This window comes from Acidithiobacillus sp., from assembly GCF_027322205.1.
Taxonomy (GTDB): domain Bacteria; phylum Pseudomonadota; class Gammaproteobacteria; order Acidithiobacillales; family Acidithiobacillaceae; genus Acidithiobacillus.
The window spans coordinates 1-15,993 of the sequence record NZ_DAHVHY010000049.1; the positions used below are offsets into that span (position 1 = coordinate 1).

12 protein-coding genes are annotated in these 15,993 nt (G+C 59.5%); 8 read left to right on the forward strand and 4 right to left on the reverse strand.

Annotated features, from left to right (window positions below; all coding sequences use genetic code 11):
* Positions 1-32: 32 nt before the first annotated feature.
* From M7F93_RS08335 to M7F93_RS08345, 3 genes are all read right to left on the reverse strand, one after another.
* Positions 33-2,342 carry a TonB-dependent receptor gene (locus tag M7F93_RS08335; protein WP_298171839.1) on the reverse strand — a complete coding sequence of 770 codons (2,310 nt, stop codon included), beginning with the start codon at positions 2,340-2,342 and terminating at the stop codon, positions 33-35.
* A 259-nt stretch (positions 2,343-2,601) separates the two neighbouring features.
* Positions 2,602-3,294 carry a VIT1/CCC1 transporter family protein gene (locus M7F93_RS08340; protein ID WP_298171842.1) on the reverse strand — a complete coding sequence of 231 codons (693 nt, stop codon included), beginning with the start codon at positions 3,292-3,294 and terminating at the stop codon, positions 2,602-2,604.
* A gap of 180 nt (positions 3,295-3,474) precedes the next feature.
* Positions 3,475-4,422: a hypothetical protein gene (locus M7F93_RS08345; RefSeq protein WP_298171868.1), complete on the reverse strand. Its 948-nt coding sequence runs from the start codon at positions 4,420-4,422 to the stop codon at positions 3,475-3,477.
* A gap of 192 nt (positions 4,423-4,614) precedes the next feature.
* Between M7F93_RS08345 and M7F93_RS08350 the strand changes: the two genes are divergently transcribed.
* The 6 genes from M7F93_RS08350 to M7F93_RS08375 all read left to right on the forward strand — a co-directional run bounded on the left by M7F93_RS08350 (position 4,615) and on the right by M7F93_RS08375 (position 13,420).
* Positions 4,615-5,289: a heavy metal response regulator transcription factor gene (locus M7F93_RS08350; protein ID WP_298171845.1), complete on the forward strand. Its 675-nt coding sequence runs from the start codon at positions 4,615-4,617 to the stop codon at positions 5,287-5,289.
* Positions 5,267-6,709, forward strand: a complete 1,443-nt coding sequence (locus M7F93_RS08355) for a heavy metal sensor histidine kinase (RefSeq protein ID WP_298171848.1) — start codon at positions 5,267-5,269, stop codon at positions 6,707-6,709. Before M7F93_RS08350 ends, M7F93_RS08355 begins: the two co-directional genes overlap by 23 nt.
* A 177-nt stretch (positions 6,710-6,886) precedes the next feature.
* Positions 6,887-8,191, forward strand: coding sequence for a TolC family protein (locus M7F93_RS08360; protein WP_298171850.1), 1,305 nt, complete (start codon positions 6,887-6,889; stop codon positions 8,189-8,191).
* Positions 8,188-9,207 (forward strand): efflux RND transporter periplasmic adaptor subunit, encoded by a 1,020-nt coding sequence (locus M7F93_RS08365; protein ID WP_298171852.1) that lies wholly within the window; start codon positions 8,188-8,190, stop codon positions 9,205-9,207. The genes M7F93_RS08360 and M7F93_RS08365 overlap by 4 nt, the downstream gene beginning before the upstream one ends.
* Complete coding sequence (locus M7F93_RS08370; protein WP_298171854.1) at positions 9,204-12,272, forward strand: efflux RND transporter permease subunit; 3,069 nt, start codon at positions 9,204-9,206, stop codon at positions 12,270-12,272. The genes M7F93_RS08365 and M7F93_RS08370 overlap by 4 nt, the downstream gene beginning before the upstream one ends.
* Positions 12,273-12,370: 98 nt before the next feature.
* A complete protein-coding gene (locus M7F93_RS08375) occupies positions 12,371-13,420 on the forward strand; it encodes a DMT family transporter (protein ID WP_298171857.1) in 1,050 nt (349 codons plus the stop codon).
* A 73-nt stretch (positions 13,421-13,493) separates the two neighbouring features.
* Here the strand turns inward: M7F93_RS08375 and M7F93_RS08380 are convergent, their stop codons facing one another.
* Entirely contained in the window at positions 13,494-13,709 is a 216-nt protein-coding gene (locus M7F93_RS08380; RefSeq protein WP_298171860.1) for a hypothetical protein, read from the reverse strand.
* Positions 13,710-14,088: 379 nt separating this feature from the next.
* On the opposite strand from M7F93_RS08380, the gene M7F93_RS08385 reads away from it, so the two are divergent.
* Both M7F93_RS08385 and M7F93_RS08390 read left to right on the forward strand, forming a co-directional pair.
* The gene (locus tag M7F93_RS08385) at positions 14,089-14,487 is read left to right on the forward strand and encodes a DUF302 domain-containing protein (protein WP_298171862.1); all 399 of its coding nucleotides are present in this window, start codon (positions 14,089-14,091) and stop codon (positions 14,485-14,487) included.
* A gap of 477 nt (positions 14,488-14,964) precedes the next feature.
* Positions 14,965-15,993, forward strand: a 1,029-nt coding sequence (locus M7F93_RS08390) for a TolC family protein (protein WP_298171865.1), incomplete at its 3' end; no start/stop codon positions are given.

The following is a 15,993-nucleotide window of genomic DNA, read 5'->3' on the forward strand; positions in this document are numbered from 1 at the left end:
TCACCTGCCAAGAATATGAGGGTTATGGATTCCTAGAAGTTTGCCGCAATACTCCCATATACCATCAGCGGAGCACCGGGCAATGCCAGTACCTGCCCGGCCGAGTTTCCCCCCAAAAGTCCGCCAGCCGTAATATACTGAAATTCATTGTAATGGCTATTAGTAAGGTTGAGAACATCCAGACTCAGCTTGACATCCTTCAATCCCGGAACACTTCCACGCGTAGGGATGGTGCTGTCGAAACCCAGATTCACCGTACCATAGCCCGGCATTTTCTGCTGGCTGGGGGCACCCGTATTATTATTAAACATGTTTTGCGCGCCCGTGTACTGATACCAGACCCGTGGCTCCAGCAAAACACCCGAGAGATAATAGCTGTACGCCGTGCCGATATTAAAGGTGCTGCTCGGCACGTTGGATACCGGCAACCCATCGTAGCTGGTTCCTCCGGTCAGGTAGTGTGCGAAGGTCGCCTTCTCGAAATTGGCATTTGCAAAGACATGCAAGTTGTAAATAGGGTCATCTTCCAGTGCCAGGTTAACACCCTGATAAATAGAATCACCATTCGCGTCACCCAGATAATTGCCATTGGCATCGTAGAGCGGAATATACTGGTTGGTGTAGTGTAGATGGTAAAAACTCGCCGACATCAGGAAATTATGCAGATAGACGGCATTCCTGAAATGAATCTTTACACCGGCATTATAATCTGCGCTTTTCTCCAGATTATAAATAGGTGGTGTACTTTGATACAGACCACCGCCCCCACCCACCTGTGGCTCCTTGTAAGCCTGCGCGTAGCTGGCAAACACTGCCAGCCATTTTATCGGCTGCCAGTTGAAATCTACCGAGGGCTCCACCTCGGTGAAGCTGTTACTGGCGGTCGGAAGCGCACCTTGGTTATTCTGTGGATACAAGGCATAAGCTGCTGCGAAATCTGATTGAGCAGCAGGCGTATAACGCGTCTGATAATTGATGAAGCGGACGCCAGGCGTGATATGCAGGTTCTTCATCGGGCTGATCCGGTCCTGAATAAACGCTGCCAGATCCGTTTGATCAAAGTAATCACTGCGATAGTGGGCGTTAGGAACACTTAACGAGCCATTATACGGCGGGTTGGTATTATAAAAGGCGTTCCGCGAGTTATAATGACTATTCAGGAAAAACCCACCCACATTCACATCATTGTAGGGCAGTGCTACCGAAAACCAGAGCTTGTCCCCATACACGCTGTCATGGGGATTATTGTATTCGTACAGATTCCCCGGATTGGACAATCCATAGTTATTATAGTGGAAATGCAGACGGTGGCCATAGCGATACCAGACCGTGTTATGCAGGCCCACCATGCTGTCCAGCGCAATATTCAGCTTACTATAGATCAGCCAGGTGCTGTTGCTGTCCTGCTTGAACCAGACGTTTTCCGGCAATGAGGAATAATACCCTGAGGTCGCCTGGCTATACAGCGGTGAGTTCGGCGTGCCATCCATGGTCACACCGGCAATAGGGCTGAGGGGGATGGACACCGGCCGGTAACCGGAACCTTTCGCCAGGTAAGCACCCAGTGAAAAATCACCGTTGCTGAAGGTTTTTCTGGTTTTCAGGAACCAGGCATAACTATAACTGGGGTTGGCAAAACCATCCGGGGTTTGCCGGTAGCTGTTGCCGGAACCGGCGCCGCCAGCCAGGATGGTGGACCAACCGTCGATGCTCCCGGTGCGCACATTGAAGACAATATTCTTGGCATTGTAGCTGCCGTAGCTCATTTTGATCGAAGCACCGGCTTTATTTGTGGGCTGCAAGGGGACAAAATCAATCTGGCCACCAATATTGTTATACCAGCGATCCACCGGATTACCGGGACCATAGGTAATGCCTATGCCCTGCAACATGCCATTCTGCGGCACCTGCGGACTTTCCCAGAGACCGGTGGACGGATCCACCATGGGTACTCCATCAAAGGTGACGGAAAGGCTGCCATCATCAATCTGCCCACCAGAGAAACCGCCCCAACCCTGCTTGATACCATTCACGCTGATGGAGTTTTTTGTGGCGCCGGTATATCCATAACTGGAAACGCTGACACCCGGTGCGTACGCCAACGCTTGCGCACTGCCGCCTACCGGGCCAGCAGCCGCTAATTCATGCTTATCCAGCACTTTCACCGATTGCCCTGAATTAAAACGGGTTTTCTGACTCAGGGATTGAGCCTCATTACTCCCGAGGTAAGAAGTTCCTTGCGCCGCGGCATTGACCTGACCGACGTCGACGGCAGCATGGTCGGCACTTACCGTGCTGGCAGTGACGCCATCAGCCAGGGCAAGTGCGCTCGACAGCATCATCCCGGATGCCATGAGCGCAACAATTATAGGACGTAACTTCGCGGTATTACGCATGTTTAAAACACTCCCTAGTTATGATCGGTATCCCAAAAGAATCTTTGGGCTTTTCAAAGAGGGAGTATCATAATCAACGAATGTGACAATAATGCGACAGGCTGATGACTTTTTTATGACATTTTTAGGAACCTATCTAAAAAATGGCAATCACTTCTTTCTTGGACGCTTCGATAGGAGAGGAAGCAAAGCAGGTCTTTACCGGTCAGACACCCGCCTGCCCAAGCAGGTGGCCGATCAGTGTGGTGGCGATCATTGAGAGAACCCCCCAGAAGACAACGCGGAGGGCGCCCTTCAGCATGGAGGCACCACCCGCCTTGGCAGCGACCGCACCGAGGACCGCCAGCAGCAGGATGGTGGTCGCAAACAGGACAGGCAGCACCCGGCTGTGGGGCATGAAGGCGGCGACCAGTACGGGGAACAGTGCGCCACATGCGAATGCGGTGGCTGAGGCTAAAGCAGCTTCGCTAGGCCGGGCGGCCGTCATTTTCGTCAGACCCAGTTCATCATGTGCATGTGCAGCAAGGGCGTCATGTTGCATAAGCTGCGCGGCGACTTGCTGGGCCAGTGCCACATCGAGGCCACGCGCCATATAGATATCGCGGAGTTCGAGGAGTTCTTTACCGGGATTTTTCTTCAGCTCCCGTCTTTCAATCTCGAGATCGGCCAACTGGGTATCGGCCTGTGAACTCACCGATACATACTCACCGGCCGCCATGGAAAAGGCGCCAGCGACCAACGCGGCAACGCCAGCAAGCAAAATTTGTTCATGGCTTGCCTGCCCTGCCGCGACACCGGCGAGCAGGCTTGCTGTCGAGAGCAGGCCATCGTTGGCGCCAAGCACACCGGCCCGTAACCAACTGATCTTCTCATGGTGATGGTGCTCCTCGTGATACACGCGGTGTCAAGTCTCGGTAGCGGGATGATTGCCAATAAGTGTAACCGGGGCACAATGCATTGGTCTATATAAACTGGGCAGTAGGCAAGGGTATCATCGGACGCCAGTTCGTGCTTACGATTTCATGGGTGACCCGAGAAGTCCGCCGATTTACCCCTTGTTCTATAATGGAAACCGGGTTCAACCCTTTGACTTTCTTTGCGATGCCGGCGTGAGATAAATCCAGGCCCCCAGGAAAAGGAAGGCGATGACATAGATGTTGGTCGTACCCAACACATCACCCTTGTTCGCCGTAGCGCCCGGCAGAAACGGTGCACCCCAGCCTTCTGCCGTGGTCCAGACGCCAATGCTGTAGGCAATACCTACGGGGATCACCCAGCGCAGGCCGCGGCCGATGATCAGGTAAAAAGCGATAACACTTTCTATGATCGCGGCAAAATAGCCAAAGACCAACGGCCCGACCAGGGTGATGATCGTGATAAAGAAGCTGATATAAGCAGCAATCCATGCTGGCTCGCCCGGCAGGGCCTGCTGCAGGTAGATGACGGCATGATTGAGAAAATAGGGCTGCCATTTCCAGAAAGCATCGAAGGCCCAAAGAATGCCGAACAAGACACGCGCTGTATGCATAGCCGGCGCATAAATAGGACGATGCGGTACTTTACTGAGACTCAGGCCCTCCCAACTCCGTGTCCAGATCACATAGAGGAAACAGAGTGCATAGATGATGGCGGTACCGGGATCGGTCGCACCCTGAGTGTAGGGGCCGCCAAAGCCGCCGACGGTACTCCATAACCAGAGGTTATAAATCACGCCCACCACGGCCAGCAGTGGCAGGCCGATACCGGTAATGAGGGAGATGGCAAGAATGGCGTCGAGCGCTATAGTCGCATACGCCACATGTTGCGCACCCAGTTGCTGGACCAGTTGCGCCATCCAGTGGCCGTAACTCGCGATCCAGGCCGGTTGCCCGGATACCCAATCCGCATTGAAGGTACTCAGAAAATGGGCACTATACGCCGGGTTGAGTTGCAACCAGGTATTGATCAGCCAGATCAGACCGAAAAGGATGCGGACAGCACCGAAAGCCTGTTTACGGCGCAGTTCCAAGGGCTGTGGAGTTTTCATCATGCCTCTCATTGTGTCATTAATAATATGGACATTCTTCAGGAAATCACTACGAAGGTCAAAGGTCAGGGATTTTATTGCCATCCCCGCTTTCCCGCCGGGATTCGTTTTGATGATAGAATTATCCGCTTATTTGTATCTACTGTGATGCTCACATACACTTTTTGCTCTGGTTATTAAAGAATAAATACCATGAAAATACTGGTCATTGAAGATGAGCCGAAAACCACCGCCTTTTTGAAAAAAGGTTTCACGGAGGAAGGGGATATCGTGGATATCGCCACCAATGGTGTGGACGGACAACACCTGTCGGCGACGGGGGACTATGACGTCATCGTGCTGGACGTCATGCTGCCGCAGCGGGACGGCTGGTGGGTCTTGCAGGAAATCCGCAAACGGCGGACGGATCAGCCGGTGATCCTGCTGACGGCACTGGATGCCGTCTCTCAACGGGTGAAGGGCCTGCAACTCGGCGCCGATGATTATCTGGTCAAGCCCTTCGCCTTTTCAGAACTGCTGGCGCGGGTGCGCAACGTCCTGCGTCGCTGCAACGTGTGCTCCGAGGATGTGCTCCGCTATGCGGATCTGAAGGTCGACCTGCTGCGGCACAAGGTCTGGCGGGCGGGAGAGGCCATCTGTCTTGCTCCCCAGGAGTACCGGTTGCTGGCGTATCTGATGCGCTTTCCTGGGGAAGTGCTGACCCGTACACGAATCGCCGAACAGGTCTGGGACATGAATTTTGATGGCGACAGCAATGTGGTGGATGTGGCGATCCGCCGGCTGCGCAGAAAGGTCGACGACCCCTATTCCGGCAAGCTGATTCATACCTTGCGAGGGGTCGGTTATGTCCTTGAAACCCGCGACTGAAACCCTCCATCGCCTGACCGGTTCGATAGCCGTACGCCTGACGTTGTGGTACGCCTTGCTCAGCATTTTATTGATCGCCGCTGCGGGTAGTACCCTGTATTGGGTACTCGCGGCGCAATTACGGCAAGCCGACAGTCAGATCCTGGCCAGCAAGATCCACGCCGTGCACAGCGCACTAAGCCTGCGTGCCGGGAATACAAAGGCGTTACGCCGCGAAACACAGTTAGAGGCGAGCACCATCCGCGGCGTATTCATTTGGGTCAGCCGCCCACCCGACGGCATCATTGCCCGCGGTCGTGACTTCAACCCACTTCTGGATGGTCCACGGCCATTCACGAAATCACCCGGCACGCTGAAAGAAAAGGAATGGAAATGGAAAATACACGATCACGCGCATTATCTGATCATGGCACAACGCTTTGCAGATAACCCGCCCACAACGATTTATGTCGCCATCAGCACCACACAGAATGAACAATTTTTGGCCATTTATCGGCAGGCGCTGTTACTGGTCATCGCCCTCGCCCTGCTGGCGGCGGTGGCGGCGGGCTATCTGATTGCGCGGCGGGCTATGCGGCCGGTCACGCGATTGGCGGAGATCGTCGATGAGTTGGGTGCCGGGCAATTACACCGACGCGTTGCCGACGAACCTTGGCCGAGCGAACTGCGTACGCTGGCTACTAACTTTGACCGCCTGCTGGGTCGGCTGGAGACCTCCTTCAACCGAATCTCGCGATTCTCGGCGGATATCGCCCATGAACTGCGCACACCCCTGCATATCCTGCGCGGCGAGGCGGAAATCGCACTGTCCAGAGGCCGCAGTCCGGCGGATTATCAGGCGTGTATCGCATCGGCCATGGATGAATATGGGCGGCTGTCACGCATGGTGGACGCCCTCCTCTTTCTCGCTCGCGCGGAGCAGCCGGATGCCCAGCTCGACAAACCGTTGTTGGATAGCCGGGAGGAAGTAGCGGCGGTCTGCGCCTTCTATCAGGCCATGGCCGACGAGCTGGAGATCGCGCTGGTCAACCAAGCCATTGGGCCAGTGGCGGCTAATTCCGGGTTATTAAGGCGCGCACTGGGCAACCTGCTTGATAACGCGCTGCGCCATACCCCTGCGGGTGGGCTGATCAGCATCCAGACCGCCGTTCAGCCGTCGGTGCGGCAGATCATCGTCAGCGATAACGGTACGGGGATAGCACCCGAGGATCTGCCGCACATGTTCGACCGCTTCTACTGCGCCGATGCGGCCCGTCTGCGCCAAGGTCAAGGCACCGGGCTGGGACTCGCCATCGTGCGGTCCATCATGCAGTTGCACGGCGGGAAGGCCGCACTGCAGAGTGCATTAGGGAGGGGCACCACCGTCACTTTGTCTTTTCCGATCATCCCGCCCGAAACTTCGGCACCCCATCAAAGATGACGGATTCGTCAGGTTATGGTCATCTTCTGGTTTCCTGCTTTTGCGATGATGCGCCAATGACCGCAGCAGTGATGGCGGTCTTTATCCTGTCGGAGATAAAATGGTAGTGGTCGATTATCGGAATCCCCCAGAAGAGCACCGAAATAATCCCGCGTTTTTAACCGTAAAGGTCAGTGCATGATGCACAAAGCCGCAACACGGCGGATAATGACCGCGCTCGGAATTAGCGCCTGTCTGCTCTCGGGTAACGTCGCGGCGGATGATCTGACTTTACGGAGTGCCATTCAGCGGGCGCTGGTCAATCAGGCGGTGGTGCAGCAGGCGCAGCACATGATTGCGGAGCGCCAGGATCTGGGTCGCGCGGCCCATGCCGATCTGCTGCCCGCCCTCTCGCTGAGTACCGGAGGCATCTGGACGCAGATACAGAACGGTCAGCCCCGTTTTGTCAGTGCCAATGGCGCGCGGGAACTGATCGGACAGGTTCGCCTGCAGATTCCACTGTATACGCCACAAGCCTATGCCTTGTCGGCGCTGGCCAGCGACCGTTCGGCCATCGCCCGTTACCGACTGCAGCAGACGCGGCTTGCGGTCGCCGCGCAGGTAACCATGGCTTATTACCAGGTGGCGCTGGACGATAACGCACTGGCCGTGTGGCGCAAGGCGCTGGCGGCCGCGCGCCAGATGCTCACGGCGACGCAGGAAGGATACCGGGCGGGGACCCGCTCGCGCCTGGATCTGAGTCAATCCAAACTGACCCTGGTACGCATCCGGATGGGCCTCGATCAGGCGCGGCCACGGGCGCAGGCGGCGCGCCAGGTGCTCGCGCTGCAAACCGGTTACACGACGGCGGCCTTGCCCACGCTGGCGCGCGTCGCCGTTCCACGCACGGCCTTGCCGGGCACCCACACGCTCCGCCAGCAAGCCGACCAATCGCAGCCGCTGTTGCGCGTCGCCAATGGCGAAATTCAATCGGCGCGATCGCTGTTGCGCTATCAGCAGGCGGCGCGGCTGCCGGTCATCGCCGCCACCGGCGCCTATGGGGTGGACACCTCGACGCCACCGCAAAGCCGGCAGTTGGGCTGGCAGGCGATCCTGAGCCTGCAGATGCCCATTTTTGGCTTTGGCCGCAACCGGGACCGAGTGGCGGCGGCGCAGGAGCAGGTGGCGGCCATGCAAGCGGCCAAGGCGGCGCTGCGACTACAGATTCGCAGCCGTCTGGCGGCCGATTACGGGGCGGCGCAGGCGGCAGCAAACGCCTTGCAGGATGCGCAGACGCTGGCCCGGACCGCACGGACGGTCTATACCATGACCCGCAAGGGCTATCTCGCCGGTGCGGAGAGCGCACTGGCGTTACAACAAGCGGAGAATGGCTGGGTGCAGGCCCAGTTGCAAAGCGCGGGCGCCGCCATCCGCGCCCGCCTGACACGTGCGCAACTGGCCTTGGATAGTGGCTTGTTGCCCGATCAAAGGAAGCTGTCATGACCCCTCGCAAACGCTCAATGATCCACATTTCCCCACGCTGGCCCGCCGTTATCGGCTTCGCCACCCTGTTCTGGCTGACCGGCATGGGCACGGCCCGGGCCCTGCCGGTACGCGTGGCCATCGTCACCGCCGCCCCGACCCAACAGGAGAGCACCATACTCGCCACCGTCGAGAGCAACGGTCGAGTGACCCTGACCGCCGCAGTAACCGGCCGGGTGCTCGGCCCGCTGCTGCCGGCCGGACAAGTCCCCGCCGGCGCCCTGGTGGCGCGTATCGCGCCGCCCGGCCTGCAGGCGAGCATCAGCGCCGCTCAGGCCCGGGTCGCCTTCAGCCGTGGTCAGTGGTTCCGCAACCGACAGCTTTATGCCGATGGTGTCGTCTCCCGGCAGGATGTGGAGCAGGCGAAACTGGCGCTGGCCGAATCCCGATCCGCTCTCCGCGTCCTGCAAGCGCAATCGGACCAGCAGCAACTGACCGCCCCCTTCGCCGGGAGCCTGCATTATCTGGTGCCTGCCGGCGCGGTGGTCAACGCCGGCCAGCCCATCGCCACCCTCGCCGGTCGCGGAGCGCCCTGGGCTCGCGCCTATGTGGCGCCCGCCGTGGCGCAGCAGCTGCGGATGGGAATGGTGGTCGTGCTTGAGGGTAGTGGCTGGCGAGGGTCCGGCAAGATTCGTTCCGTCGGGCAAAGCGCGCGGCATCTGGGTCTGGTGTCCGTCTACATCGCCCTGCCCCCCCGCAGCCCGCTACTGCCGGGTGAATGGCTGCAAGTAAGACTATCCGCACCAGGGGCGGAGGCCTTCGTCTTACCGACCGCCAGCATCGTCATGCGTGGCGCCCGCGCCGAGGTATTCGCCGTCCGCCATGGGCGGGCGGTCGTGGTGCCCGTCCGCATCGTCGCCAGCCGTGGCGATCGCACCTGGGTCAGCAGCGGTGATCTCCGGATAGGGGAACCTGTCGTACGCTCCGGCAACGCCCGCCTCGTCGGCGGCACTCCCGTGCAGGTCCGGACACCATGAAGCGTTATCTGGAGTTCCTCTGGGAAAATCGCTTCAGCGTCATCCTCGCCGCCCTGTTTTTGCTGGCGGCCGGCTGGTTCGCCTTGAAAAGCCTGCCGGAAAGCGTGTTTCCCAATGTCGATTTTCCGCGCGTGGCGGTGCTGGTCAACGACGGCAGCCTGCCGGTCAAGTTCATGGAAGTCGAGATCACCCGACCGCTGGAAGCGCTGGCCAAGGGTCAGCCGGGCGTCCGGCTGGTGCGCTCGCAGACCGGCAACGGACTGACCAAGCTCAATGTCTACTTCAATCCCGGCGTCAACCCGCAGACCGCTTATCTCATGCTGCAGGCCCGCCTCTCGCAGGTGCGCTTGCCCGTCGGCGCGCAGATGCGGGTGACGCGCATGGCACCCTACACCTACCCCTTCGCCGAATATGCGCTGGTTTCCAATCGGCAGGACAGCTCGGCGATGATGCCGACTTTCGCCTTCCAGGTTCGCCCTGCCCTGCTGGCGATTCCCGGCGTCTATCAGGTGCAGGGCACCGGCCGCGGCTGGCCACAGGTGCATATCGATCTGAACCCGGTGCGCCTGGCGCAATATCACCTGACGGCACAGCAGGTGATCGACACCCTCCGCCTCGCCCAGGGGCCATTTTTCTCCGGCATTCTGCACGCCTATCACCAGCAATTTATCGTCGCCACCACACCACGGCCCGTGGACACGGCGCATCTGGCCACCCTGACCCTGCCCCTCGGCCCAGCCAATGCTGAAGGCATCCGCGCACCGCTGGCGTTGGGCGCACTGGGACAGGTGCGGGTCGGTCCGCCGCCCTTACTCACCGATGCCGCCGTTCCCGGCTACCGCCATGCCCTGATCATCGACGTGCTCTCCCAATCGGGAGCCAACGATGTGAGTGTCGCCCGTGCCGTGCAGAGCCGACTGGCGGCATTGCGGGCGCACCTGCCACCCGGTGTGCAACTGGTGCCGATCTATGACTTGAGCCATCTGATCAGCGGCAGCCTGCGCGACGTCTGGATCGCCCTCGGGCTCGGCAGCCTGATCGCCTGGCTGGTGGTTCTGGCATTTTTGGGTCGTTTCGACGGGGCAGTGGCGACCCTGGTAGTCGTCCCGCTGGCCCTGGCAGCTACTTTTCTGGTGTTGCATGCGTTGGGCTATGGGCTCAACATCATGACACTCGGCGGCCTGACAGCGGCGATCGGCGCCTTGGTGGATCATGCCATCGTGGTGATCGAACGCGGACTCCACGGCCTGCACGGCGACCGCACCTCGCGACGACGGTTAGCCTTGCGCCGCGCCGCCGAAATTCTGCCGCTGATGACCCTGGCCACCCTCACCTCCTGCCTGATCTTCCTGCCGCTGATCTTTTTGTCCGGCACGCTGGGACTCCTGTTCCGGCATATGGCGCTGGCCATCGTCATTGCGCTGCTGACTTCGCAAATCGTTGCCCTGCTGGTGACGCCGGTACTGGCCGCCTGGCTCGCCGGGCGGCCGCAGCAGAGTCGGCGAAATGGCGCTGAGCGCTGGTTACACCGCCATTTCAGCCGCTGGTTGATCTTTGGAATGCGCCGCCCGTGGTGGGCCATTCCGGTCGTTCTGCTCCTCGCGGTCACGGGGTGGCTGGCGCTGACCACCTTGCCCACCGCCTTCCTGCCTCATTGGGACGAGGGCGTGATTTCTGTACCTTTCCGCACCCCCGTCGGCAGCAGCGTGGCGGAAACCACCCGCGTGGGGCGCGATTTCATGCGGGTGGCGCTGAAAAATCCCAATGTGGAGCGGGCATCGCTGATGGTCGGGCGCGGCTTTCAGTTCCTCCATGCGCCGGCCAACAAGGGGGCCATCGCCATCGTCCTCAAACCCGATCATGCGCAGAGCACCGAGGCGGTGATGCACACGTTGCAGGCGCAGTTCCATCAGACGGCCCCCAATCTGCTCTCTTTGACGCTCCATCAAACGATGATTGTACGCCTGGGCAATCTCTCGGGTGCCCACGCGCCGCTGGTGGTTTATCTCTTCGGTTCGGATTCCACCACCTTGCGCACGCAGGGAGCGCGTCTGGCGGCAGCTTTGCGCCAGAGCCATGCCTTTGAATCCGTGAACTTCAAGTCACCGTCGGCGGGCCCGGAACTGGAGATCACCCCATCGCCACTGGCCGCGATCTATGGCATCACCCCACCGGAGCTGGCCGGCCAGGTCAAAGCGCGTTTCTGGGGTCGGCAGGCGGGCTTCCTCCTGCACGGCGAGCAGATTCTGCCGATTCGCGTCAGCCTCGTCGGCCACGATTTCACCCCCCACGAGATGGACAGCCTCCCCATTCGCTTGCCGGACGGAAGCTTTACTCCGCTGGCCAGCATCGCCGGCGTTCATGTGCAGGGCGCGATACCCTTCGTGACCCATCAGAATCTGGTGCCCGACGCCTATGTCTGGCTGCAGCCGAAGCCCGGTGAGGGGTTGGCGCAGGCCGCCGACAAGGCGCGCGCGGTGGTAGCGGGCCTGCATCTGCCGACGAACGTGACGACCCTGCTCGGCGGCTACTATCGCCAGCAATCGCAGAGCTTTCAGCAGATGGCGCTGATTCTCGGCGGGGCGTTGGCCTTGCTCCTGATCCTGCTCGGCTTTCAGTTCAGCAGTCAGCGCGCCGCCATCTCCGCACTGCTGGCCATTGCGCTGGCGGCACCGGGAGCGCTGCTGGCGCTGCTGCTGCTCGGCATCGATCTCGATAGCACCGCCTTTCTCGGCGTGCTGCTGGTCTTTGCCATTGCCGTCAATAATGTGATCCTGATTTTTGCGCGCGCCCGGCAACTCGGTGGCCCGCAGCCGCGCCCCGCCGTGGTCGCCCTCGCCGCCCGCCAGCGCCTGCGTCCCATCCTGATGACCATGCTCGCCGACGTCTTCGGCTTTCTGCCGCTGGCCATCGGCATCGGCCACGGCACCGACCTGCTCAAGCCCCTCGCGGTAGCGGTCATGGGCGGTCTGCTGCTGTCCGTGTTCATGTCCTTGTGGCTGGCGCCGGTGATGTATAGCGCCTTGAGCACGAAAGTGGCGCGCCCACTGTCGCTCCCCGAGTAGCCCCTTTCCCGGCAGCGGTGCTTTTTGCGTCTACCATGATGATCCGCTTGTTGTATCATAGCGGCTGATCCATAATTCTTTTCGCCTACAGGATGTCCATGTCCTTCCTTCACACCCTACGCCGCCCCGGCATCCAGGCCGCCCTCCTGTCAGCGCTGCTCTTTGGAGCGAGTACGCCGCTGGCCAAGATGCTGCTGGCGTCGGTGAGCCCCTGGATGTTGGCGGGCCTGCTCTATCTGGGCTCCGGTCTGGGACTGACCCTCTACCGCTGGCTGCGGCGTGCCGAACGGGTGCGACTGTCGCGTCGGGATGCTTTCTGGTTTGGGGCTTCGGTGCTGGCGGGTGGGATCATTGCACCGGTGCTGTTCATGATCGGCCTGCGAGGTGCCGCCGCTTCGATTGCTTCTTTATTATTGAATGCGGAGACGGTGTTTACGACCCTACTGGCGTGGTGGGTATTCAGGGAAAGTTTTGACCGGCGCATTGCCTGGGGGATGGTGGCCATTGTGATGGGGATGGTGCTCCTCAGTTGGCCGGGACATCTGCATTTCGACCACATCTGGTCCGCCGCCGCCATCATCGGTGCCTGCTTTGCCTGGGGCGTGGACAACAACCTGACCCGCAAGGTGTCCCTGACCAATACCAGCTGGATCGCCGCCAACAAAGGCTGGGTGGCGGGCAGTGTCAATCTCGGGCTGGCCCTGCTGCTCGGCGACCACCTGCCTGCCCTGCCGGATGTGGCGGCGGCGATGCTGCTCGGGTTTTTCGCCTATGGCGTCAGCCTCGCCCTTTTTGTGGTCGGGCTGCGTCATCTCGGCAGCGCACGGACAGGGGCGTACTTTTCCAGCGCTCCTTTTGTCGGCGCCATACTCAGCGTGATGCTCGGTGCTCCGGTCACTCCCCTCTTACTGATCGCCGGCGCACTGATGGGTTGGGGCATCTGGATGCATCTCACCGAAAGCCACGTACATGAACATACCCATACGCGCATGGAACATGATCATGCCCATGTGCATGACGCACACCATCAACACGCGCACCCTGATCCGGTGGCGCCCGGTGTCAGCCATTGCCACCCGCATAAGCACGAAGCACTGACCCATAGCCATGCCCACACCCCGGACATGCACCATTTGCATGAGCATTAAGCCGTACACTCCACCATTCCGCATATCTTTTGTCTCCAGGCGCAACACGCCTCTGATATGAGCGGCCGTGTTGCTAGCGGAGGCGAACCGCTTGCCATTTACGCAACGCCACCAGCGACCAGATACTCTCAACGACCCCAAAGGGCCAGGTACCGGCGAGAAATCCGTAAGCCGCGGACCCCAGACAGGCTATCGCAAAGGCCAGCGTGAACCAGTGCGAGCGCGATTCGAATGCATAAAACAACATCATCAGAGTGACAACCGTGGCCCCGTATATCGTCAATATCATGTATACCCCTTCAAATCAGGCTGCTGACAACATGGCACAGACCGTAACATGCCCACACCATGTCGCACATTATCACAGGACAGAGATAGTGACCTTTGTGCATCATCCTGTTCCTTGCCGGTTTACCCTCTGCTGGTAAATCATGTGCATATGCTGATTTCGACTCCGCCGAAAAATGCGCACAAGCTAGAGCCGATGGCCATTTACTTTTACGCCTTGACTCTGTAGCGCACTTCATGGTTTACAATGCCCCTTGGGTTCTCGTAAAGAAGGCGTCCCATGGCCGCTATAACCATAGTGAAGTACCTTGTGACCATGGATTCCGCAGCCACAACACTGCGCTGTTAAGAACGATTGCGATTGACGAAGGAGCAACTTCATGACGACATATGCCTTTTCCACCACCACCACCGCATCTTTTCCGGCAGCCCTCGCAAAAGTTACGGAGGCACTCAAGGCGGAAGGCTTCGGCATACTGACCGAGATCGACGTGGCCGCGACCTTCAAGGCCAAACTCGGTATCGATTCACGGCCCTACAAAATTCTGGGGGCCTGCAACCCTCAATTTGCCCACCAGGCGATTGCAGCCGATCCTGACATCGGCCTGCTCCTGCCTTGCAATGTCATCGTCCGTGAGGAAGCCAATGGCCAGGTCACGGTAGGTTTCATGGACCCTGCCGCAGTGCTGGGTATGGTTGGCAATCCGCAGGTGACTGCAATCGGTGAAACGGTACGCGCCAAACTGGTTCGGGTAAAAGCAAGTCTCGAGATCGTCTGACACCAATATGCAGAGAATCCACCGCCACTTTCCCTTGTTCGCCTTGCTGGCCATGTTCCTCTTCGGAACATGGGTAAGCAATGTCGCAGTGGCTATGCCGCTCGGTGTTTCCTGCGCTGCCATGCCAGGTATATCGATGGCAGATATGCCCTGTTGCCAGGGTGATCACGGTATGAATATGGTCACCCATTCCGGGGCAATGTCCGGCCAGTGCATGTCGATCTGTGCAGAAACCCATGCGCCAGGGGGATTAAGACCCCTTGGAATGACCTTCCCGGCCCCGGTGATAATGGGCTCAGTGACATTTTTCAGACTGGCAGGATTTAGCCCAACACCAGCTCAGTTTTTTTTCTCCCGCCCGCTCCATCATCCTCCCCCCCTCCAGCACGTACGGTTGGTCATTTAATTTCTCCTGAGCAAACTGGCACTCCTCTCTAACTTGAGGAGATATCTTGCTGTTTTGCCATGGAGATTTTTATGTACGCCAATATTCCTGGTCGTTTTACCCAACCGACATGGGGCAGGATTCGCCTCCTGGCCGGGGTGCTATTGCTCCTGTCGGCAACACCAGCCTGGGCTGCCTCATTAAGCCTGCAGAGCGCGGAAGCGATTGCCCTGCGCCAAAATCCCGGGCTCGGCGCCCTGACCCAAAAGATTGCGGAATTACGGCACAAAGCCGTGGCCGTTGCCCAGTTGCCCGATCCGCATCTCTCCCTCGGCGCCGTGAACGTGCCCCTCAACAGCTTCTCCATGAACCAACAGCAGATGAGCATGCTGAGCGTGGGCCTGAGCCAGACTTTTCCCTCTTTTGGCAAACTGGGGCTGGAAGGACAGCAGGCAGGGATAGAAGCACGAGAAGCCACCGACACGCTGCGCGGCCAGTCTGCCGAGTTAGTACTATTGCTGCGCCGCGCCTGGCTGCAAGCCCTTTATACCGAAGATGCCGTGGCAACGGTCCAGCATCAGGAACAGTTGGAGGCCGAGAGTGTGCAAGCGGCACTGGCGCTCTACCGGTCCGCTCAAGGGTCACAGGCCGAGGTACTCCGTGCCCAACTGGCGCGCGACAGTTTGGCCAATGACATCACCAAATTGCAGGCAGAGCAGGCAAGCGATCTGGCGCAAATCGCCCAGATTCTGAATCTGCCGGAACCGCCGTCCATAGAAAAGCAATGGCCGAATCTGCCGCCACCACCCACTCTTGCCGAAGTGGAAGCCCGGCTTTCCGGCCAGCCCCTCCTGCGGGCCGCCCAGGCGCAAACCCGTGTCGCGCAAATGGGCGTGCAGGTAGCCAAAACCGGCTATTGGCCAGACGTCACAGTCAGCGTCGGTTATGGCCAGGATTTCTACCCCGGTAGCCCCAACTGGCTGTCAGCGGGGGTTGACCTGAGCCTGCCGATATTCCCAGGGGATCGCCAGGACCAGGACGTTGCCGCCGCACGGGCCAAGGCCCAGCAGGCGCGATATCGCTACGACGATCAACACCTGGCCCTGACCCAGCAGGCGCGC

Coding starts and splice junctions, on each gene's coding strand:
- M7F93_RS08385 (WP_298171862.1), top strand. CDS start 14,089: ATGACGACATATGCCTTTTCCACCACCACCACCGCATCTTTTCCGGCA.
- M7F93_RS08335 (WP_298171839.1), bottom strand. CDS start 2,342: ATGATGCTGTCGAGCGCACTTGCCCTGGCTGATGGCGTCACTGCCAGC.
- M7F93_RS08350 (WP_298171845.1), top strand. CDS start 4,615: ATGAAAATACTGGTCATTGAAGATGAGCCGAAAACCACCGCCTTTTTG.
- M7F93_RS08380 (WP_298171860.1), bottom strand. CDS start 13,709: ATGATATTGACGATATACGGGGCCACGGTTGTCACTCTGATGATGTTG.
- M7F93_RS08355 (WP_298171848.1), top strand. CDS start 5,267: ATGTCCTTGAAACCCGCGACTGAAACCCTCCATCGCCTGACCGGTTCG.
- M7F93_RS08370 (WP_298171854.1), top strand. CDS start 9,204: ATGAAGCGTTATCTGGAGTTCCTCTGGGAAAATCGCTTCAGCGTCATC.
- M7F93_RS08365 (WP_298171852.1), top strand. CDS start 8,188: ATGACCCCTCGCAAACGCTCAATGATCCACATTTCCCCACGCTGGCCC.
- M7F93_RS08345 (WP_298171868.1), bottom strand. CDS start 4,422: ATGAAAACTCCACAGCCCTTGGAACTGCGCCGTAAACAGGCTTTCGGT.
- M7F93_RS08360 (WP_298171850.1), top strand. CDS start 6,887: ATGATGCACAAAGCCGCAACACGGCGGATAATGACCGCGCTCGGAATT.
- M7F93_RS08375 (WP_298171857.1), top strand. CDS start 12,371: ATGTCCTTCCTTCACACCCTACGCCGCCCCGGCATCCAGGCCGCCCTC.